General features: G+C 35.4%; 17 protein-coding genes. 4 read left to right on the top strand and 13 right to left on the bottom strand.

Translation table 11 applies throughout. The features are described from left to right. Positions 1–248: 248 nt before the first annotated feature. Positions 249–1706, bottom strand: a complete 1458-nt coding sequence (locus CDIMF43_RS01000) for a catalase (protein WP_109840945.1) — start codon at positions 1704–1706, stop codon at positions 249–251. A gap of 255 nt (positions 1707–1961) precedes the next feature. Between CDIMF43_RS01000 and CDIMF43_RS01005 the strand changes: the two genes are divergently transcribed. Further along, the gene (locus tag CDIMF43_RS01005) at positions 1962–2387 is read left to right on the top strand and encodes a hypothetical protein (protein WP_074403488.1); all 426 of its coding nucleotides are present in this window, start codon (positions 1962–1964) and stop codon (positions 2385–2387) included. An 85-nt stretch (positions 2388–2472) separates the two neighbouring features. Here the strand turns inward: CDIMF43_RS01005 and CDIMF43_RS01010 are convergent, their stop codons facing one another. The 10 genes from CDIMF43_RS01010 to CDIMF43_RS01050 all read right to left on the bottom strand — a co-directional run bounded on the left by CDIMF43_RS01010 (position 2473) and on the right by CDIMF43_RS01050 (position 15485). After that, the gene (locus CDIMF43_RS01010) at positions 2473–3312 is read right to left on the bottom strand and encodes a Cof-type HAD-IIB family hydrolase (RefSeq protein ID WP_109840946.1); all 840 of its coding nucleotides are present in this window, start codon (positions 3310–3312) and stop codon (positions 2473–2475) included. A 606-nt stretch (positions 3313–3918) separates the two neighbouring features. Continuing rightward, positions 3919–6330: an EAL domain-containing protein gene (locus CDIMF43_RS01015; RefSeq protein ID WP_109840947.1), complete on the bottom strand. Its 2412-nt coding sequence runs from the start codon at positions 6328–6330 to the stop codon at positions 3919–3921. Between the two features lie 202 nt (positions 6331–6532). After that, a complete protein-coding gene (locus CDIMF43_RS01020; RefSeq protein ID WP_074403491.1) occupies positions 6533–7378 on the bottom strand; it encodes a GGDEF domain-containing protein in 846 nt (281 codons plus the stop codon). Continuing rightward, complete coding sequence (locus CDIMF43_RS13775) at positions 7368–7808, bottom strand: hypothetical protein (RefSeq protein WP_233218269.1); 441 nt, start codon at positions 7806–7808, stop codon at positions 7368–7370. The genes CDIMF43_RS01020 and CDIMF43_RS13775 overlap by 11 nt, the downstream gene beginning before the upstream one ends. A 28-nt stretch (positions 7809–7836) precedes the next feature. Continuing rightward, on the bottom strand, positions 7837–9462 hold the full coding sequence (locus tag CDIMF43_RS01025; RefSeq protein WP_233218270.1) for a cellulose biosynthesis cyclic di-GMP-binding regulatory protein BcsB: 1626 nt from the start codon (positions 9460–9462) through the stop codon (positions 7837–7839). A 29-nt stretch (positions 9463–9491) separates the two neighbouring features. Further along, a complete protein-coding gene (locus CDIMF43_RS01030; protein WP_074403493.1) occupies positions 9492–10742 on the bottom strand; it encodes a glycosyltransferase family 2 protein in 1251 nt (416 codons plus the stop codon). Between the two features lie 12 nt (positions 10743–10754). After that, a complete protein-coding gene (locus tag CDIMF43_RS01035) occupies positions 10755–12323 on the bottom strand; it encodes a DUF2334 domain-containing protein (protein ID WP_162532891.1) in 1569 nt (522 codons plus the stop codon). A gap of 4 nt (positions 12324–12327) precedes the next feature. Beyond that, positions 12328–13839, bottom strand: a complete 1512-nt coding sequence (wsfD, locus tag CDIMF43_RS01040) for a glycan biosynthesis hexose transferase WsfD (protein WP_233218271.1) — start codon at positions 13837–13839, stop codon at positions 12328–12330. Positions 13840–13871: 32 nt separating this feature from the next. Then, entirely contained in the window at positions 13872–15035 is a 1164-nt protein-coding gene (locus CDIMF43_RS01045; protein WP_074403494.1) for a hypothetical protein, read from the bottom strand. Between the two features lie 15 nt (positions 15036–15050). After that, positions 15051–15485: a thioredoxin family protein gene (locus tag CDIMF43_RS01050; protein WP_162532892.1), complete on the bottom strand. Its 435-nt coding sequence runs from the start codon at positions 15483–15485 to the stop codon at positions 15051–15053. A gap of 311 nt (positions 15486–15796) precedes the next feature. Between CDIMF43_RS01050 and CDIMF43_RS01055 the strand changes: the two genes are divergently transcribed. The 3 genes from CDIMF43_RS01055 to CDIMF43_RS01065 all read left to right on the top strand — a co-directional run bounded on the left by CDIMF43_RS01055 (position 15797) and on the right by CDIMF43_RS01065 (position 18034). Then, positions 15797–16639 (top strand): DUF72 domain-containing protein, encoded by an 843-nt coding sequence (locus CDIMF43_RS01055; protein WP_109840950.1) that lies wholly within the window; start codon positions 15797–15799, stop codon positions 16637–16639. Between the two features lie 94 nt (positions 16640–16733). Beyond that, on the top strand, positions 16734–17180 hold the full coding sequence (locus CDIMF43_RS01060; RefSeq protein ID WP_109840951.1) for a hypothetical protein: 447 nt from the start codon (positions 16734–16736) through the stop codon (positions 17178–17180). 17 nt (positions 17181–17197) lie between these two features. After that, the gene (locus tag CDIMF43_RS01065) at positions 17198–18034 is read left to right on the top strand and encodes a DUF6681 family protein (protein ID WP_074403498.1); all 837 of its coding nucleotides are present in this window, start codon (positions 17198–17200) and stop codon (positions 18032–18034) included. A gap of 48 nt (positions 18035–18082) precedes the next feature. Here the strand turns inward: CDIMF43_RS01065 and CDIMF43_RS01070 are convergent, their stop codons facing one another. Together CDIMF43_RS01070 and CDIMF43_RS01075 are read right to left on the bottom strand one after the other, a co-directional pair. After that, the gene (locus CDIMF43_RS01070) at positions 18083–19075 is read right to left on the bottom strand and encodes an MsnO8 family LLM class oxidoreductase (protein ID WP_074403499.1); all 993 of its coding nucleotides are present in this window, start codon (positions 19073–19075) and stop codon (positions 18083–18085) included. Positions 19076–19205: 130 nt separating this feature from the next. Beyond that, positions 19206–20399, bottom strand: a complete 1194-nt coding sequence (locus tag CDIMF43_RS01075) for a C40 family peptidase (RefSeq protein ID WP_109840952.1) — start codon at positions 20397–20399, stop codon at positions 19206–19208. Positions 20400–20507: the final 108 nt, after the last annotated feature.

Below are 20507 nucleotides of genomic sequence, written 5' to 3' on the forward strand. Positions count from 1 at the left end.
TTTTATACATTGAGTATAAACTATGGAGTCTACTCTAGGTCAACTACTTTACATTTAACTCCCATCATTTTTTTCTTTCTTTCCTATCTTATTGCATTTAGTCGCAATTTTTAACTATATAAACACTTCCTTGCTGAATCGCTACTAACTATTTTTTAACCTAGCAAATAAAAATCTTGCCTCTCACTAACAAAAAAAGTTGCCTAAATACCTCTCAAAAGAGAGATACCTAGACAACTTTTTTAATGTTAAATCTTGATTCCTAAACCTTCCGCAACACGTGCGCCATATTCAGGATCTGCTTTTAAGAAATGCCCAATTTGGCGAATCTTGATTTGCTCGTCCTTCACTGGGCTCATCGCTGCCACAATATTTTCTATCAAACGAGTCTTCTCATCTGCAGGTAACAGACGGTAAAGATCACCCGCTTGCGTGTAATGATCGTCGTCGTCATAAGGAACTGCATCTGCTACGCCATGAATTTCAAAGCTTGCTTGTTTATTTTCTGGTGTTTCTGTTGGTCCACCTAAGCTATTAGGCTCGTAATATGCGGAACCACCTCCATTGGCATCACTTCGCATGGCACCATCTCGATGATAGTTGTTTACGTCAGTTTTCGAACGGTTGATTGGCAATAAATGACTGTTTGCTCCCACACGATGACGGTGAGCATCACCATATGCAAATAAACGACCTTGAAGTAATTTATCTGGTGAAAAATCAATTCCTGGTACAATATTTCCAGGTGAAAAAGTCACTTGTTCTACTTCAGCAAAATAATTTGCCGGGTTTTCATTTAAAACCATACGACCTAGTTCAATTAATGGATAATCTTTTTGTGACCATACTTTAGTTACGTCAAATGGATTGAATCGGTAGTGGTCAGCGTCTGCTAATGGCATTAATTGGACACATACTTTCCACGCTGGGAAGTCTCCATTTTCAATGGCATTGAATAGATCTTCGGTATGATGATCTGGATTTTCACCGGCAATTTGCTCCGCCACATCAGCCGTTAAATTTTTGATTCCTTGTTCTGTTTTAAAGTGGTATTTCACCCAAACGCTTTCTCCTTCCGCATTCGTCCACTTAAAGGTATGACTACCAAAACCATGCATATGACGGAAAGTAGCTGGAATGCCTCGGTCAGACATTAAAATCGTTACTTGATGAAGTGCTTCTGGTGATAATGACCAAAAATCCCAAACAGCATTTGGATTTTTTAAATGAGTCTGTGGATCACGTTTTTGAGTATGAATAAAATCTGGGAATTTGATTGCATCTCGAATGAAAAATATGGGTGTATTGTTCCCTACAATATCGTAATTGCCTTCTTCTGTGTAAAACTTCAATGCAAACCCACGCGGGTCACGAAGTGTATCTGCTGAACCACTTTCGCCAGCTACCGTTGAAAAACGAGCAAACATCGGCGTTTTTTTGCCTACTTTTGAAAATAAATCAGCTTTCGTATAATGGCTTAAATCATTGGTTACTTCAAAATAACCATGAGCTCCTGCTCCTTTTGCATGTACCACACGCTCAGGAATTCGTTCACGGTTAAAGTGTGCTAATTTTTCTAATAAGGCGACGTCTTGTATTAAAACAGGTCCTCGTACGCCAGCTGTCATTGAATTTTGATTGTCGCCAACTGGAGCTCCCTGATCGGTTGTTAAGTTTGATTTTGTTGGATCTAAATTTTTAGTCATTCTTTTTCCCCTATCCATCTTTATTTATTATCATTCTAAAAATAGAACGATTATAATAAGGATAACGTTAAAAAAACTGCCGGTCAATCTATCTGCTCTTATCTAATTGACGATTTGAATGAAAATCATAAAATTATGTTTCGAGTTTTTTATGGAATTCTATTTAATTCTTTTGATTGTTACTATTTACAATGTAGTGATTATGCATTAAACTATTTTATTAATCATTGAAGACCGATTAGGAGGACAAAAACGATGCATCACCCAAAAAAGCTAGCTCTACTATTCTGCGTTATAGCGCTTCTTGCTATTATTGGATTTTTTATAATTACTACTAACACAGGAGACTTGAAAAAAAAGCTTATTCATACAACTTGGACTATACATACCGCTGAAGGAGAAGTAGGAACTGTTCTATTCAACAAAGATACTGCATCTTTTTCTATAAAATGCAGCGATGGTCGAAAAGAAAAAATAAAGGGATACTTTAAAGTTAATAACTATACTAGAAAAATAAAAATAAAAAATTCAAAAAAAGAACTCACTATATCTGTAGAAAACACAAAATTCAATGAGTTTGATAAAGGGAGCAATACCGTTAATCTTGAAGGTTTTTGTGATTATTCCTATCCAAATACAGTGGATGGTGTGATGGAAAAAAGCATTAAGTTATCTGATTGAAAATTGATAGAGTTATTTTCAAATTCGCAGAATTTCTACTTTTTAAACACGCACTTAATTTTTTACTTTATAACAACTAAAAATCTTATTTATTTTTTATTGCTCCAATTTCTTGCAACCCGATTTGAATGCCATTTTTTTCTGGGCTTTCTGTAATCTTATCTGCTACTTGTTTTAATTCTTCTCGTCCATTTCCCATTGCAATACCTGTTCCAACCAATTTCAACATTTCTATATCATTTAATCCATCACCAAAAGCTGCAGTTGCTTCAATGGGAATGTGTAAGTGTTCTAGTAGTTTAATGATTCCGACCGCCTTTGAACCGCCTTCTGGACAGACGTCCACTGAATAAGGATTCCATCGCATAAAATTACAGTCTGGAAATTCTTTTGCGTAGTAGGCATCGTATTTTTCAGTTGCATGTAACATACACTGGTAAATAACACGATTTTCATAATATTCTTTTAAAATGGGTTTTTTGCTTTTATCGCCATATTTAAAAATTAAGTTCACGATAAAGTGAGGCGGTGTAAAGGGGAGATGGTTGCTAATTTTTTTCTTCCAGCCTTTACTGCTGGCACTTACTAATGAATTGCCTAAAATTTTGTCTGAACCACAAAAGGCAACCGTTTGATTGTTTAATTCAGCTGCTTTTGCAATTCGCTTAACAGCTCCTTTTTTCATGGGATTCTGATAAATAACTTCATTTTGATGGACAACGTATTGACCGTTCAAGCTCACATAGGTTTCAATCTCTAGTTCTGCTAAGATTTCGTGAATCCTAAAAGGCGGTCTACCTGTTGCGATTGCAGGAATAATTCCGGCTTCTTTTAATTCTGCAATTGCTTTTCTGGCTGATTCTGGAATGCGCTTCTTCCCATTTAAAAGAGTGCCATCAATATCAAAAAAGATGATTTTATACATAACTAGCTCCTTTTTAAAACTGATTTGATTTAAGTTTATTGTACTCTATTTAATAGCAAAATAAAAAGGTTGAATGTCAGCAACTATATCACTAACAAGTTAAGATACTGTTAAACAGTCCCTTAATTAGTTCGTTATATTTTTTAATTTCCTCCCCATTCTTATCACCCGTACTTGATCTACCTATTCACTTAAGAAAATTATTGCATTTTTTCTACAAAACCATAAATATATGTTAAAATAAAATCACGATACATATTTAATTAAAAAGGAAGCGGTTAGTGTGCTACAAAACAGCTTAACAAATAAAAAAATCCAACCATTTAGCCCACATCGTCACCTCAATATAGCTTGTTTCAAACCAGTTGTTCGTGAGGTGATGATTTGTTAGAACCAAAGCTTATTAAACAACTACTTTTCAGAATTATAGGCTTCATTCTTTTACTGCTATTACCTTTCGATTTAAAAATTGGATTACTCATCTCTATCATTTACTTTTTAATCATGTGGTTGCCTGTTTGCTTGTTAAATTTTAAAAAGAAAAAATAGAAAAAATCCCATGAAATAACCCCTACATAGCGGTTATTTCATGGGATTTCTTATTCTTTATTTTTTCAACCACGTTTCTTCAATTTCATCATAAGGAATCGGCTTACTAAAGTAATAACCTTGAATTAAAAAATTCCCCATATGATTTAACGTTGCTAGCTGTTCTTTGGTTTCAACGCCTTCAACTATAATTTGCAAATCAAGTTTTTGGGCTAGTTGAATAATTGTTTCTGTCACGATAAATACTTTTTTATCAATGTTCATCGCTTCGGTAAAGCTTCGATCAATCTTCAAGCTTTGAATAGGAAATTCCATTAAATAGCGTAATGAACTGTAGCCTGTTCCAAAGTCATCCACACTTAAATGGACGCCTAGTCGATGCAACCGCCATAGAATATTTTTTGATTCTGTTACGTCTTCCATTAAGACCGTTTCCGTAATTTCTAACTCGAGTAAATAGGGTGGAATTTGATATTTTTTTAGCAATTCTTCAATTAATGCAACCAACTCATCTTCTTGAAAATGTTCAGCGGAAACATTGACAGAAATGGGAACTTCATAGCCTTTTGTAAGCCAACATTTTATTTGTTTCACACTCATTTCCACTAATTGCTTGGTTAACTCTAAAATATGTCCGGTCTTTTCACTTAATGGGATAAATTCATCTGGGTAACGCAACCGATCCTCACCAGTGACTTGCCAGCGAATCAAGCCTTCTACCCCATAAAAACGACCGCTATCTGCATATACTTTAGGTTGGTAGTGTAAAATAAATTCCTGATTTTCAATACCTTGAATCAATTCTAATTCTTTTTGATAATCATTTTTCAACTGCACTTGATAGTCAGAATACGAAACAATCATCGTTTTCCCTGAATTTTTCACTTCTTGCTTAGCTGAAAACATCGCAATATCTGCTTTTTTTAGCAACTCTTCTAATTCAGACCCATCTTCAAAGGCTTTTACAACACCAATGCTTGCGGTTGGATTCAACACCATTTTTTCAACAATAAGAGGTTCATCAAAGGCTCTTAAAAGATTTTCAGTTACTTCTCTTGTTTCTGCTTCAGTTTTTTCAATGTAAATTAATGCAAATTCGTCGCCACCAGTGCGCGCAAGAAAGTAGTGGTGACCGATATAGTCGCGCATCCGTTTTGCAATATTTTCTAAATATGCGTCCCCAATATGGTGACCAAGTGTATCATTGACTTTCTTTAATTCGTTCAAATCAATATAGAAAATAACGAAAGAATTCTTTTTAGTACAATCATAATTTTTTTCAAAAAGCTCAAGTTCTTGATGAACAAATTCATTCATATAATAACGATTGGGAAGATTGGTTAAGCTGTCATGATAAGCGATTTGACGAATTTGACGCTTCATCTCATTTTCTTCTGTTACGTCAATAGCAATAATAAAGACTTCTGTTACTATTCGATTGTTAGGAACTACTGGAATCATTTTAATTTTAAATTCACGATATTCATTGGTTTTTAGTTTTATTTGTTCTTCTAAATGCATGCTTGTTCCCGTTTCGATTACTTCTTGAAAACATTGAACTGCATTGACATAATCTTCATCTCGCATAAATTGACGAACGGGATGTTCCCTATCTTTTTCTAAACTTATCTGGAATGAATCAATAGCCACTTCATTTGCGGTCACCAATTCTCCATTTGTATTTAATAGAAAAACAGGATCGGGATTGCTTTTTAATAGTGCTAAACTGGTATCTTTTAATTTACTGATTTCTAGTCTGTTTGTATCAAAAATGTAACTGATTAAGCTACTAAAAATCAATAACACCTCTACTAAAACAACCATTGAACTTAAACTGACAGACAAAAATGCTAAATTCGCATGATTTTCACCAACACTATGAGGCGTCATCATTCCAAACATTCCTAAATAGTGAAATGAAAAAATACCTACTGCCAAAATCAATACTTGTTTCAAATCTTTGATTATTTTAAAAGAGTGATGTTCTATTCGAATCGCTTTCATGGTTAAATACGCTGAGACGTAACCGATGACCAGTGAAACCAACAAAACAATCGGATGTTTTTCTAGCTCTAAAGGCATCATTGCAGCCATTCCGATATAATGCATCAAAACAAGTCCAGTACCAAACAGCACCGTTCCTTTTGTTACATCTTGAGATTTGAATTTTGGTGAGCAAATTTTAAAGAACGCTCCATATGTTCCAATAAAAACAACTACTCCTGATAAAACAACTAATTGAGTATTGTAAGAATCAAACACCGCATGCTGAAACGAAATCATACTGATAAAATGCATTCCCCAGATACCAAAACTAACACCTAATGATTTTAATAGTAACCACACATGCCAATTGAGTTTCTTTTTTCTACTTAAAAAATAATCCATACTAACAGCATTATAAGAAGTAAAGATGGCAATCATAAATGAAATTGCCATTAACAACGGAGTTAAATAATTAAATTTCACGAATCACTCCACCTTTTCAGATTTGTTATTTCACATCAAAAAATTGATTGAAATACTCACAACACTATCATAGCTCAATTTTATTTTTGATACATTAAAATAGACTTAAATTATGTTATTTATCCAAATTTAGCCCTAATTTACAAAAAAGAAGACAACTTCGTATTCTCATACTTATAGTTGCCCTCTTTTAGATTGTGTTTTAAACATCGTACTCCAATTCTTTAATTGCCGCTTCAACAAAGTCATAGGGTGTATGAATCGTTTCTTTATCAAATTGTGCTGCCCCTGCTTGAATCACAAGATCAACGGTGTGGAGATCTGAAAATTCTCTTGCTGACTTTTCAAAGAATTCTTTAATTCGATCGGTTACAATTTTGCTGCCGTCTTGATCTGTAAACAATAATAAACCCCAAGTTAAATGTTCCCGATCCAATACATAAAGAACATCGTTGTCTCTTATCGCTTCTTTAGTCGATCTCGTCACGCGTTTAATCACTTCTGAAATTTGTTCATCATCTAACATTCGTTGCAGTTCATTCCAATACTTCACTTGAATCACAACCATTGAAACCGGTAAATTAAAACGTCTAGATGTCGACATAAATACCAACGCATCTTCTTTATAGGCGGTCATCGTACGCAGTCTTGTTTCTGCGTCAAGCGTTCCTAACTGTCTAGTTTTACGTTCTAATTGATGATTCTCAGCTTGCAGTTCTTTAGTATGGTAACTAAACAGATAGATCATCACTGAAAATAAGGGTGTCATCACTAACCAAAAATACAAATTCAAGCTAACCGATTGACTGTTGGTAGTTGCTAAAAATAACGCATAACTCCCTTGACCAAAAATAAACAATAAATTTAGGACAAGTCCCATGGTAATGGTGGTGAAATACGTGACAATCGCTAAAATCATCGCGATGTTCATAAAAATGATATTTTGCGCAAAACGTTCAGGATTCATTCCGACAAAAATAGCAACGATAAAATTCAATAACAGAAATCCTAATAAAGATAAATCTGATAATAATTGGTTATTTTTCATCATGATCCCCCTTCATTTTGCGATTTTTACGGAATGCTAAGAATAATCCCACAATTACTGAAATGCCTACTAAGGCAACCGTTAGCAAATAAATGGTAAGCGTTGAATTTTTCTGAATTTTTTCAACAAAAGTTTTCTTCTTACCAACATCTTCCGATTTTTTAAAGCGATAGTTGTAGCTATTTTTATCCTTATCAATCACAAACCCATCGCCCGCATGTCTACTTAAACTCGCTTGACTTGCCATTTCCTTTGAAGCAAGATAAACAGCTTCCGATGTTGCTCCTGTGACTACTAACGCTCCAGCCCCTTCATTATACGGTGAATGGATCAGCTGACCTGTTCCAATTTGTTTGCCATAATCTGTCTCAATACTAAGTTTTTCATTTGAAACAAATCCATTGCCCGCTTTATCATATTGAAAATACAACTCTTTATTGAGTGATTTGATGACTGGATTATCTTTTGGAGAACCCCATTAAGATAAGGTTATAGTTTTTCAAATCGTCTTTAGTTGCAGTCGTTGGGAAGAATTTTACGATCCCTGTATTATCTGCTGTGTATTTTCCTAATAAATTAATGATATTCGTTAAACTTTGATAATAATTTTGATCCATTTTATCAGGTAACACAATGCCGATTTGATTGTAGCTGCCATCTTGTAAAAATGGGAATGGGTAATTTTGAAACAATAAGTCTGTTCGGTCTTGTGTATTAATCAATAGCGTTGATTCTGGTGCAATATACGCCCATGGTGTTTGACTACTGTCAGCAACACAAGGAACTGACTTCATCTCTAAATCAAAGCTGACTGTGACGGTATAATTTCCAACAACGGATAAATCTGCTGGCATTTTAAAAGAAACCGTATCTGAATCCGCATATTCTTTGTTTAGTTTTTTACTTCCAATTGGAATATCATTGATAGAAACCGTCACTAATGAACGATCAAAATCTAGATTTTTAGCGTATCTAAAGGCTAAATTCACTTCACTATTTTCAGCAATTGAACGATTGGCTGGCAAGCTCATAAAGTATTTTTTTTCTTGATGACCCGTTCCTCCCACTTCATCTCCTGTTTTTGTTAAGGGAAGTTCGTCGTTAATTTTTAAGGGTTGACTAGCCGTTTCAGTAGTAGTGGTCACTACTTTTTGGTCACTAGAAATTTGAGACATCAACTCATCATTTGCCACAAAACGCCCTGCTTTGATAAGTGCTTTTGGATCATTTGACGTTACAACAAGTACCGCTTTATTTTCCGTTTTAAACAACTGGATGACTGCATCTTTTTTTACTTTTTCAGCATCAATTTTACTTTGATATTCAGCTGGCAAATTTTTATATTCCGCTACCATAATGGTGTAAGGCAAGTCTTTTGATGCGCTGTCTGAAAAAGGACTAATCGGAATAGTTGCTCCGTCTGCTTCATTTTTCTTTGTATAACCTGACAAGGCATAAACAGCGCTTTGTAGCTCTACTTCATTGGCCTTATCGGGTACTAAAATGGCTACTTTTTTCTGAACGGCTGAATCCATGCCACCAAAATACGTATTGAATGACTGAATGGCATTTGAAATAGGCTGTTTTGTATAAGAAACTCCTACGTTTGAGCCATTAAAGATATGCAACCAATCCGCAGCTGATTGTGTAACGCTACAAACATCTTGCGTTTCTTTGGTTACAATAACACCTTCTACTTTCAGCTCATTTTCACCTTTTTCCAAAAGGTCTTTAGGTATTTCCAAGCTTAAACTTTGTCTTTCTTGTGTTGCTTCTGTTGGTCTAAAGGAATAGAATTTCGTCCCATTCATTGAAATCGTGATGCTTGATGCTTCATTTTTTGTTAACTGTGATACATTGTAATCTAAATTAAGTGTCACTTTGTCAACATCCCAATACTCTAATACGCTAAAATAAAGGTTACTTGTAGGTGCACTTCCAACTAAAGAACTTTTCGTACTTTGAAAATTTGTAATAAAAATTTCTTTATCTGCTGTTGGCTCTTCACCTTCAGCGTGAGCTAACATGGGGACACTTATTGATAGAAATGCTAAAATTACTCCCATTTTGAACCACTGTTTCATATAATTGCCACTCCTTTTTTATTTTTCATTTAAAATCGCTCGGTTTTGTACCATTTAGCTTCACGTTTTAAAACGGACTCTTTAATAAACATCACCATACCGTACGCTGCAACAAACAACCACATTTGACTGTAAGTGATATACATCAACATAATAATCCCAACGTTTCCTAGCGTCATCTCGCCTTTTTCAGTGGTGATTGTGATAAAGGTTCCTACAATAAATAACAAAATCGCTAGGAGCCAAAGCAGTCCACTAAACCCTGCTAATGTTGTGGTGAGGTAACCCATTAAATTCATCACCAATAAAGTATCTGAAACTACTAACGACGTCATTAATAAAAAGTAAATAGATAAAAAATACAAAATATCAAATCGGATTTTCCTTGCCGTACGATCAAATAGCAACGGGGTATTTTTAACAATTACATAAATATTGCCTTTTACCCATCTCGTCCGTTGTCTAAACCATACTTTCAGTGTTTGAGGCTCTTGCTCCCAAGTAACAGCTTTTGGTTGAAATTTAATGCGATAGCCCATCATGTAAATTCGAAAACTAATTTCCGTGTCCTCAGCTAACGCTTTTTCATCCCATCCTCCAATTGCTTCAATGATTGAGCGTCTGACAATAAAATTCGTACCTGGAATGGTACACAACCCAAATAATTGCCAACGTCCTGCTTGGGCCATCCATTGAAAGGATAACGTTTCGATGTTGATAAAGCGAGTCAGCAAACTAGCATTTCGATTTCGAGTTCTAAATTTACCAATGACCCCACCAAGACGGTCATCATTTGTAAGTTCTGCTACTAAATAACGCAAGGCTGTTTTTTCGGGTGTATTATCCGCATCGTAAATTGCAATAATTTCTCCTTTTGCCTGCTTAAAGCCAATATTCAATGCATTGGATTTCCCTTTACCGCCAGTCTCCGCATCTGTATTTACAATGTGTAGCTGTCTGCTTGGGTTTTTTCGTTGAATCGCAGCTAATAATTCGGCACTATTATCAGAAGAATTGTCATTGATAACAATAATTTCATATCGTTCATGTGGGTAATCAAAACGTAGTAAGGCTTCAACTGTTTTTACAATCACAATTCCTTCATTGTGGGCAGGTACCATAATTGAAACAAATGGTATTTCGCCTTTAATTTGTGGAACTGCTTTTTTTTCTGTCTTTATATAGTAAATATACCCCGCAATAATCAGGACAACATTTACTAATAGTAAACTCCATATTGAAATCGTTGAAATAAGCAAAAGATAGTCTGCTAATGTCATCAAGGTTCCTCCTTACTTTTTAGTGCGATATTTTCCACGATATAAGTTATAACCAACAATAAAGAAGACAACTAAAATAAAGAGCGTCCCAACTATAATAATCGTTAGCACTTTATCTTGAAAAGCAAAAAAATCAGCCAAACTGCCTTTATCTGTTGCTTGTTTTTGAATCTTTTTTTGGCTCTCTTGAGGCAATGTGTGTAGCTGTTTTAATTCACCGTTGACACGCATTTGACCATTTTTCACATCAATTACACTTGTCGAAGTTGCAACATGGTGTTCGCTTTTCCGGATATCTCTTGCCATCATCGGCAGATTGTCTATTTTTTCCAACATGCTGTTAAGTTTTTTTAACGTATCAGGAAAATCATACGTAATAGCGGTTGGCGATGAAAATTTATACCCTAAAGCGGTATCGGTCCATTCAATTTCATCTAAATTTTCTGCTGGCAACGCGTAATAGGCTTTTTGATACACACCACTTTTTTCTGCTACAACACGTTTTGCTATTGTTTGAGGGTTTGGCAACAATAACACACTATCACTTAAACGCAAGGCATCTTCTTGATAACCTTGATCTTGATTCCAATAAGCTGGTGTCGCGATGCCAATTGGGTAAACTTCATGCTCTACCAATTGATCAATCGTTGTATTCATAATCTCTTTTAACTCACTATCGTCTTGCTTATTCGCTTGTGAAGCTACTGGCGTCTGCAATAAAATGGAGCCATTTCGAAATTGCAAATATTGCAACGTATCCACATATTTATCGTAAGCTTTTAAATCTGTATTTTGCCAAACACTAGTTGCACTGACTGCAAAAGGAATTCCTTCTTTAAAGAGCTGATCCCCCATATATTCCAATAATGCCAAATCGGAAAATGGCGTGACGCCAGTAATCACTAATACTGGTTGACTTTGATAGGTGATGTTCAACCATTTCTGTAACAGCTTTACCATTAATTCTTGACTTAAACCCGTTGCATGAAAATAGGGTAGGTAGGCCATTTTACCTTTCAACGTCCCGTAGGAATACGTTGTCTCTTGGTTTTCAAATGAAATCGAACCTAGATCTGTGGTTGCATCCGTTGCATTTACTGTAACTTCTGCTGGTTCCAAAATCAGTTCTTTCGCCTCTAACTCTTGACTGCTGAGTTTAAAACGTTGCTTTGGAATCTTCTTCAGTTGAATGCCCATTTGTTCTTGCCAACTAACCGGTAAGTTATCGCCAATATGAAGCTTCAAGCCTTGATAATCCTCTCGGTCTGCTAAAAAGGCTTTATTTTGTATCTCTAAATCAGAAGCATTCATTAATTCAATCATGCCGTCAAACTCTTGAACTTGATTTTTTTGATACTGATCCATGCTGACTGTTGAAACAGCAACATTTAAACTCGTTAACAAACGCTGTAAACTTTCAATTGATTTTTCACCTGACCCTGACACATCTAAACTATCATAGACGAATAAAATCGTTTTATGGGGGTTCCCAATCGTTTCAGCCTTTGCATGTGGCGCTCCATTTGCTAATGAAACGAATAACAGGAAAAAGAGGAACATCATTTTTTGAATTCGATTCATTTTATTAACGCCCCTTTTCATCCTGTAATAAGTTGCCTTCATCCGACCATAAATGATTCGTTAAAATATCCGTAATCGTCATTAACGTCAAGCCATCAAAAATAACTGCTATTAGGAAAAGATGTTTTGCTAAATCTGCATCTCCATCTCCAACAATAGAAATCAATAGAATCCCTGGAACCATCGTAATTAAGGCGATAATAAATCCATAACGCACAAGCCCACGATAACGTTTTTCTTTAAAATTTTGATAGGCGGATACCCCGTATATTCCTAAATATACCAACATCCAAATGGCAATAAAACCGATTGTCTTAGGATAAAACATGCGTTTAATTGAACTATAACCTGTAAAATAGGTGACTTGAGCTTTATCTGGACGTTTAGCAGAGGCTTCAAAATTTCCCATTTCTCTTGGTTGCACTTCATGAATGTCACGAGCTGCAATATCTAATAGTGTAAACAGCTCATCTGGATGAAAGAGGTAATGTTTTAAAATCCAACCAAATCCATATTCATTGTAAAAATGCTTAAACAAATAAGGACTGTTTACATCAATCGCCTTGTACTTTTGAAAAAAAGTATTGCCTTTTAGCAACGCGTATTGTTCGCTCATCCCTCCATCTGCTAAAGCAGCTTCTGGTTCTTTCGATTCTAACAAAACCCCGCGTGTCAATGATTGGTATTGGTTGATTTTTTCAAATTCAGAAGTGATTAGTTTGTATGTAGCCACACCTGATATTAAAACCAAAACCAATCCAACAGATACTCCAATTCGATAAAAGCGCTCTTTGCGAACAAACCAAAACGCAATATAAAGAAAAGCTAAACAAATCGCCAGTGGTGCATTTTGTTGCTTAACCGTTACTAAAATAATCGAACTGACTGTAACCAAAGCTACCATTGCGGTGTCATTGTAGCGTTGGCGGTATAGTAATAATGTTCCACTAATGATATAAAGCATCGCGATAAACATAATAGGTTCGCTATAAAGAGAATTAAAATAAACTGTATAAGCCGTATCACCAAAAATAAAAACCGTTATCAAACCGATTAAATAAGCTTTATTACTTGCCACACGATACGTTAACCCCTCCACTAACAAATAAATACCACCTAAATAGAACACATAATAAATCAATCCCATGAATCGTAGATCAAAAACGGTGTTACTATAAAAAAGCTTGTTCACAAAAATGGCTAATTTAATAAATAAGGGTTGCGAAGAAAAAATCGTCGCTAAGTTTTCATTATAATACTGCATAATTCCTAACTTTTTAACAACATCTACAAAATAATGATCTGAATAGCCTGGCAAATGATACAATCCGTTACTATAAATCATTCTAAAAAAATCGCCATTATCTGCAATGCCGTTATATGGCGGAACAAACAAAACAATTCCAACAATAATCGCCACTAAACACACACTAAATAGTGCCGGTGAAATAAAACGATCGAGAAAGTTGACCGTTTTTGTATACCCATTATTCATCGCTCGTAATCCTTTTTTCAAAAAGTCACCCTCTTATACTATTTCAGTGTGATTTAATATTGATATGCTAGTAATGCAATTAAATTATTAAATGAATACACTTGGTTCGTCACTGTATCGCCGTAACCGCCATTTAACGGGCTTGCTCCATCGGTTACTTGATACGTTTCCATTTTATTTATTGCGGTTAAATAAAATTCTTCATCTCCAACTTCAGAAGCAATCATTGCCGCAATTCCGTAGCTTGCTGGCGACTGATTTAAATCAATCGGTTTTCCTTGGCTATCATAACGATTCGATAAGGTTCCATCATTGACCTGTTCTTTTAAATAATCAATACTCGCTTGCTTTTGTAACCCCACTTCACTTAGATGTAAAATTGCTAATAATGACTCAATGACATTGATTTCATCACTATCTTGATAAGCTTCTTTAGAGTAACTAAAGCGAGTTTTGTAAAATGGAAAACCGTCTCCTAAATAGCCGTTTTCCAGAATCGTAAGCTGATTTTCTAACAATTTTGTTTGATTGTCTGGCAACAGGCTAATTGTTTTTAAATCAATATAGCATAACGTAATAAAATCATTGTTTACTTTTATTTTGCTGTCATAAAAATCATAGAGTTCATTCTTCTTAATGGATGTTTTAGTAAAACGGTTCGCATACTTTTCAAAATCTTTTTCATAGTCAGTGTCATGAAATTTACTCGCTGCCTCTTTCAAACTACGCAAAATGCGTAAATCGTCCACCGACGCGTTCACGTCAGATCGTTTGGCTAACTTAGGACTGTAGCGATAACTAAACTGTGTTCCATCATCGACGGTTTTAAGCGTCAGATCCCACTCATGGTTAAAGTCTTTTTTTTGACCTGATAAAGCTAAATAACGTAACATTAGACCAGCCGATTCACTTAATATCTCATGCCCTGTTGCGGTTTCTTCAGTTTGATTCGTATCTATATAATTAGTCACAATCCCATGCTCGCTTGTCATTTTATTTTGTATAAATTGAAGTAGCGCTTGCTTATGTTGGTTGTTATTCGTTCCAAAATGATTTTTTGGTTTCACTTCTTCTTGCTCTTTCATAATGCTAGCTACCTCGCTTGAGGATTTTTTTTGTGATGAAGGAGTTGACTTGGCTGGCAATAATACAATAAGTCCCATGACTAACAAGATTATTAATACACCGCTAATTAGAAAATAATGGCTCTTTTTCATCATTATTGCTCCTTTTTAGTATAACTTTGCTTCTTTATTTAAAAAATTTTCAATTTTTGTTTGGTCTTTATAGTTTGTTAATTTTTTAACCACGGCTCCATCTTTAATTACAATAACCATTGGAACAGAAGAAATACTCGTAGTTTTAATAATCTTGCTAAACAGTGCATTGTCTTCTTTTTTAGCTTCATCTGTATTGTAGTAGAAAACCTGTTTATTAGTTGATTTTAATGCTGCTTCTAATTTAGGTTGAAAGGCTTGGCAATGAACACATGTCGGGCGTCCAATATAGAAAATCCCACTTTTTTTTGTATTGACTACATCTAAAAAGGCTTCATTCTTGATAGTGACTAATTCCGCCTCATTCTTTTGATTCCATCGAACCATTAACATACTTAACAATCCTATTAAAACAAGACCTATTAGCAAAAATCCTAGCCATTTTTTCATATTCCCAGCCCCCATGTTCACTTAATAGTAAAAGTTTATCATAGATACTTAAAAATGTGGATTTAAAGCATTTGTGATTCCTTCATTAATACAAAATCCTCAAAGTTTTACAGTATATCTTACCATACAAAGTACCAAATAAGATTATCATTTTTTATGGATGCCAAGTAGAAAACTGATAATCCCAAACTTAAAACGCTTCCTATTTTAAGGGGATTATTTCCTAGGAAATAATGTTGCACCTTCTTTTCATTTTCCACAATGTTGCGTTACAATAATAATAGGAATCTACTAAAAATAGGGGGAATTTTATGATTACCATCGGTTTAACAGGTTGGGGAGACCATGATACATTGATTTTAAATAAACAACAGAAATTAGAAAACTATGCCGCACATTTTCCGTTTGTAGAATTAGACACAAGTTTTTACGCATTGCCTGCTATTTCTAGTATTGAAAGCTGGTTAGCAAAAACACCTCCCACTTTCCAATTTATACCCAAGGCATTGCAGACCATGACCAAACATCGCGACTGGAGTGATTTCTACCCTAGCGAAAAAAATATGTTTGACACTTACTTAGCTACATTTGAACCCATGATTTCAGCAAATCGATTGAAAGCCTTTCTTTTTCAATTTCCACCGTATTTCGCCTGCACAAAAGAGCATGTTGCTTACTTGAGAAACATTCGAATTTGGATGAACGATTTACCAGTTGCAATTGAATTTCGCAACAATACTTGGTATTCCATTGACTATCAGCAACAGACCCTTCAATTGTTAAAGGAACTCAACTTTATTCACACAGTAGTCGATCAGCCTCAAACGCCAACAAATAGCGTCCCTAAAGTTTTAGCAGTGACTAACTCTGCTTTAACGTTATATCGCCTTCATGGTCGGAATTTTGATGGCTGGTTAAATGCTTCAGGGCCTGATTGGCGAAAAAAAAGAACTCTTTATAATTATAATTTAGCAGAACTTGAAGGCATTAAGCAGGATGTTTTAACACTTACAGAGGAATCAAATGACGTTGCGGTTATCTTTAATAACAATTCTGGTGGTCATGCTGCAGGTAATGGGAAAAATTTGCAAAAATTATTAAATGTAACGTTTACTGGACTGTTACCACAACAGCTGGATTTAGAATTATTTTAATAATCTTATCGTTTTATTAATAAAAGATTCACGATTCCTTTGAAAAGCGTGTGCTACACTAATAGGAATGATAAAAAGAAAAGAAGGTCTAATTATGTCTTATCGAACACCACCCTTTATAACTCCATTTGCAATTGTTTCAATTGTTATTGGACTAAGCGCTACGAACACCATCGTAAATCGGGTGAACCCACCCGCACCTAGGCAAGAACAAAAAGAAAGTCAAGAAACGCCGATCCAAAAAGACACTTCTGTAACTGACAGTGCTCCTTCAGAAAAAAATGAATCGGAAAATTCTTCTTCAATAGAAACTAAAAATTCAGAAGAACCTGCTAAAAATGATGCAACAGAAAATAGTAACACTTCTGACAGCACAACAGATTCTAGTCAAAAAGAGCCTGCAACAAACGACACCAGTACAAGTGACACTCCACCGGTGAATAGTTCAGTTGATTCTAGTCAATCCAATCCAACTACAAACACACCAAAAGATCCAACTCAGCAGCAAAAAAATACGACGAATCCAACCGCTGCCCAATAGAAAGGAGATGAGTGATCGTGTTTAGTCTATTTGACGCTATTAATCATTATCTAGGCTTTTTTAACTTTAATCTTAAGTTAAAAAATCAAATTTATACGCTAATGGGATTTATTGGAAATTGGTATTTGTTGCATTTAGCGATTCAATTTTTTAAAAATCAGCTTTACTTGCGTGGCTTTTTATTTGCACTGATTTTTCTTGTGCTTCTTTATTTTTCAATTTTAAATCTTGTTTACTACTTTACATCCAAAACGATAAAAGGAGATATTTCTCCTCATATTGAAAAAATATTTGGTGGAAAACCTAAAGATGCTGATGCTTCAGCACCGATTTCTCCTAATCCTTTTCATACACAATCAGCTACTCCTGTAATGTATGATCCTGTTGGAATTTATGATCAAAATAATTTGATTTCTGCAACGTTAACTAGTACCGATTCTCAACGAGCAGCCCTTAAACATATCGCGGATTATTTGATTGAAACCCACCATATTCAAGAAAATTATCAAGGTTTGGATGATCATCAGCTAACCGATTTTCTAAAAAAAAGCAATCTCATTAAATTTGACGCTATTGGAACGCATGCTTTGATTCCATCTTATAAATTAGTCGCTGAAGAACATCAGTTGCATGTCTATGCTGGTTTAAATATCCTCGATCAACAACTTATCGGCAGTATCGAAACTGTTGGAACTTTTGATATTCATGACTTGCAAGAAAATTATCAGCTTTTACCTGTTAGTTGCCTCCTTCATGGCGGAAAATGCAAAACAATTGGGCGATCAGGCCTCATTGAAAGGATTGATCCTTATTTTGTTGAAATGAAAATTGCCTATCAAAGAAAAAACGAATGAACCTAAAAATGCCAACTAAGTAAAATTGGTTTACTTAGTTGGCATTTTTTATATGATTTCCTTCGCTAACAATCGGTAGGTGTTTAACCGTTTTTCTTGGCTATGGGTAATGCTCACAATCATCGCTTCATCAAAACCATACTCGTTTCCTTCTTGAAGTAATTTATCGGCAACGATTGCCGGTGTTCCTACTAGGTGGATTTTACGATTTTCTTGAATTTTCATTCGATCGAGCTCTGTTAAAGGCAAGCTTTTTGCTGCTTCAGGTGTTAAAATAACTGGTTTTTGACCTTTAGCCATCATCAAACGTTGAATATCGGCTGGTGCTGCCTCATACTCTGCTTCTTCCAGACTTTCTGCAACCGTTGCTAAATAGGCAACATTGATTTCTGGTTTTTCCATAAAATCAGACGGTTGAAATCTTGATTTGTACAAATCCAGTATTTCTTTTGATAACGAACCCATAAAAAATTGGGCAAAAGAATAACCAACACCCATTCTAGCAGCTTCTCTAGCACTGTCTCCACTGGATCCTAATAGCCATGCTTCGGGTAATACTATTTGGCTTGGAGAAGCGATTGTTTCTTGATACAGCGAATCACTAGGAAGCGCATCTTTAATTAACTCTAAGGTTGTTTCTAATTTTTTATATAGATAACGCAACTCAGGGCGTGCCCCTTCTGATAATGCATAAATAGCCTTCATATCTCCACCAGGCGCTCTTCCAACACCAAAATCAATTTTCCCTGGATTCAATGCACTTAGCGTTTTAAATACTTCCGCCATTTTTAGTGGAGAATAATGCATCATCATCGTTCCACCTGTCCCTAATCTGAGGTTTTTAGTCAAACTAGATAAATAGGCAATGATAATCTCAGGCGCTGAGCTTGCGAAGGTTGTTGTGTTGTGATGTTCTGCTAACCACATGCGATGATATCCTAATTCATCTGCTAGTAACGCTAATTCCACGGCTTTTATAATTGCCTCCGCACTTTGATTCCCTGCAGTTACAGGAGCTTGGTCTAAGACACTTAATTTCATTTTTCGTTCCTCCTACCTTCACTGATACACTGCTTTTAGTATACTGCTCTTATACATAAAAAGCTGAGTTTTTGCTTTAACTAAAAAAGCCAGTAACTGAATAACGATCAGCTACTGGCTTCCAATTGTTTTATTTTACAACACGAACTGCAAATGAAGGTGCATACCCGCTGATACTTTGGTATTTCACAACGTCACCTGTTTGTGGAGCATGAATGTATTGTCCACCACCTGCATAAATTGCTACGTGATGAGTAGCTCCACGAGGTCCCCAGAACAATAAATCTCCAGCTTGTAACGCGCCCATTGACACTTGAACACCTGATGATTCTTGAGGAACGGTATAACCACCGATTGATTTTCCTAGAACACGACTAAATGCATAGCCTGTTAAACCAGAACAATCAAATCCAGCAGGACTTTTCCCACCCCATACGTAAGGAACGCCTAGATAACGTGCTGCTTCAGCAACAACTGCTGCTCCTTCGGCTGCTGAAATAGTATTTCCAGAAACGCTACCTGCACCTGGATCAACAGCAGGTGCATTATTTGTATTTTCAGTTTCTGTTTTTGATGTTTCGGTTGAAGTTGGAACTGCTTTTGGAGCTTTAGCAGCAGCTTCTTGTTGTGCTTTTAGGTCAGCTGCTTTTTTCTCAGCATCCGCTTTTTCAGCTAAAAACTGATCACGTTCGCCTTCTGCTGTAGCTTTACTTGCTGCAAGAGTTGCAACTGCTGATTCTTGTGCAATTTTTTTCGTTTCTAACTCACCTTTTAACTTTTCTAATTCACCAGAAACTTGACGTTGTTCTTCGATTTTAGAATCAGTTTCTGATTTTTTAGTTTCTACGGCTTTTTTATCATCTGCTTGTGCTTTAACTAATTCACGATTTGCTGAAACCATTTGGCTAACAACATCAACGCGGCCAATAACATCAGATAAAGATTCAGCTGAGATAATGAAATCTATGTAGCTATCTCCATCATTTACTTGTACTGATCTTGCTTGTTTTTTCAATTGTTCTGTTCTTTGGTCAATTTTAGCAGTTAAATCAGTGATTTCTGCTTCTAATTTCTCTTTTTCTTTTTGAGTCGCTTCACTTTGCGCAACCAATGTTTTTGCTTTTTCTTCTGCTACTACGATTTCTTTTGTAACAGCTTCTAAACTTGTTGTTGCTTCTTTTTGTTGACCTGATAAGTCACTAATTTTTGAATTTTGTTGGTCAATTTTTTCAGATAAATCGTCTGCTAATGCGCTAATTGGTGCTGCTAAAGCTGATAATGTCAACGTTCCTGCTAATACAAATGTCATGATTTTGTTTTTCACACTAAATTCCTCCAGATGTCGTTGTTTTTAAGTTTATGTTTTAAGTTTATGTTTTAAATTTTAGCGGTTATTTAACCTTAAAATATTGTATCATACCCTCACCTCAAC

The sequence above is a fragment of the Carnobacterium divergens genome, assembly GCF_900258435.1.
Lineage (GTDB): Bacteria > Bacillota > Bacilli > Lactobacillales > Carnobacteriaceae > Carnobacterium > Carnobacterium divergens_A.

Coding starts and splice junctions, on each gene's coding strand:
- CDIMF43_RS01050 (WP_162532892.1), bottom strand. CDS start 15,485: ATGAAAAAATGGCTAGGATTTTTGCTAATAGGTCTTGTTTTAATAGGA.
- CDIMF43_RS01070 (WP_074403499.1), bottom strand. CDS start 19,075: ATGAAATTAAGTGTCTTAGACCAAGCTCCTGTAACTGCAGGGAATCAA.
- CDIMF43_RS01010 (WP_109840946.1), bottom strand. CDS start 3,312: ATGTATAAAATCATCTTTTTTGATATTGATGGCACTCTTTTAAATGGG.
- CDIMF43_RS01055 (WP_109840950.1), top strand. CDS start 15,797: ATGATTACCATCGGTTTAACAGGTTGGGGAGACCATGATACATTGATT.
- CDIMF43_RS01005 (WP_074403488.1), top strand. CDS start 1,962: ATGCATCACCCAAAAAAGCTAGCTCTACTATTCTGCGTTATAGCGCTT.
- CDIMF43_RS01025 (WP_233218270.1), bottom strand. CDS start 9,462: ATGAAACAGTGGTTCAAAATGGGAGTAATTTTAGCATTTCTATCAATA.
- CDIMF43_RS01020 (WP_074403491.1), bottom strand. CDS start 7,378: ATGAAAAATAACCAATTATTATCAGATTTATCTTTATTAGGATTTCTG.
- CDIMF43_RS01035 (WP_162532891.1), bottom strand. CDS start 12,323: ATGAATCGAATTCAAAAAATGATGTTCCTCTTTTTCCTGTTATTCGTT.
- CDIMF43_RS01060 (WP_109840951.1), top strand. CDS start 16,734: ATGTCTTATCGAACACCACCCTTTATAACTCCATTTGCAATTGTTTCA.
- CDIMF43_RS01000 (WP_109840945.1), bottom strand. CDS start 1,706: ATGACTAAAAATTTAGATCCAACAAAATCAAACTTAACAACCGATCAG.
- CDIMF43_RS01045 (WP_074403494.1), bottom strand. CDS start 15,035: ATGAAAAAGAGCCATTATTTTCTAATTAGCGGTGTATTAATAATCTTG.
- CDIMF43_RS01030 (WP_074403493.1), bottom strand. CDS start 10,742: ATGACATTAGCAGACTATCTTTTGCTTATTTCAACGATTTCAATATGG.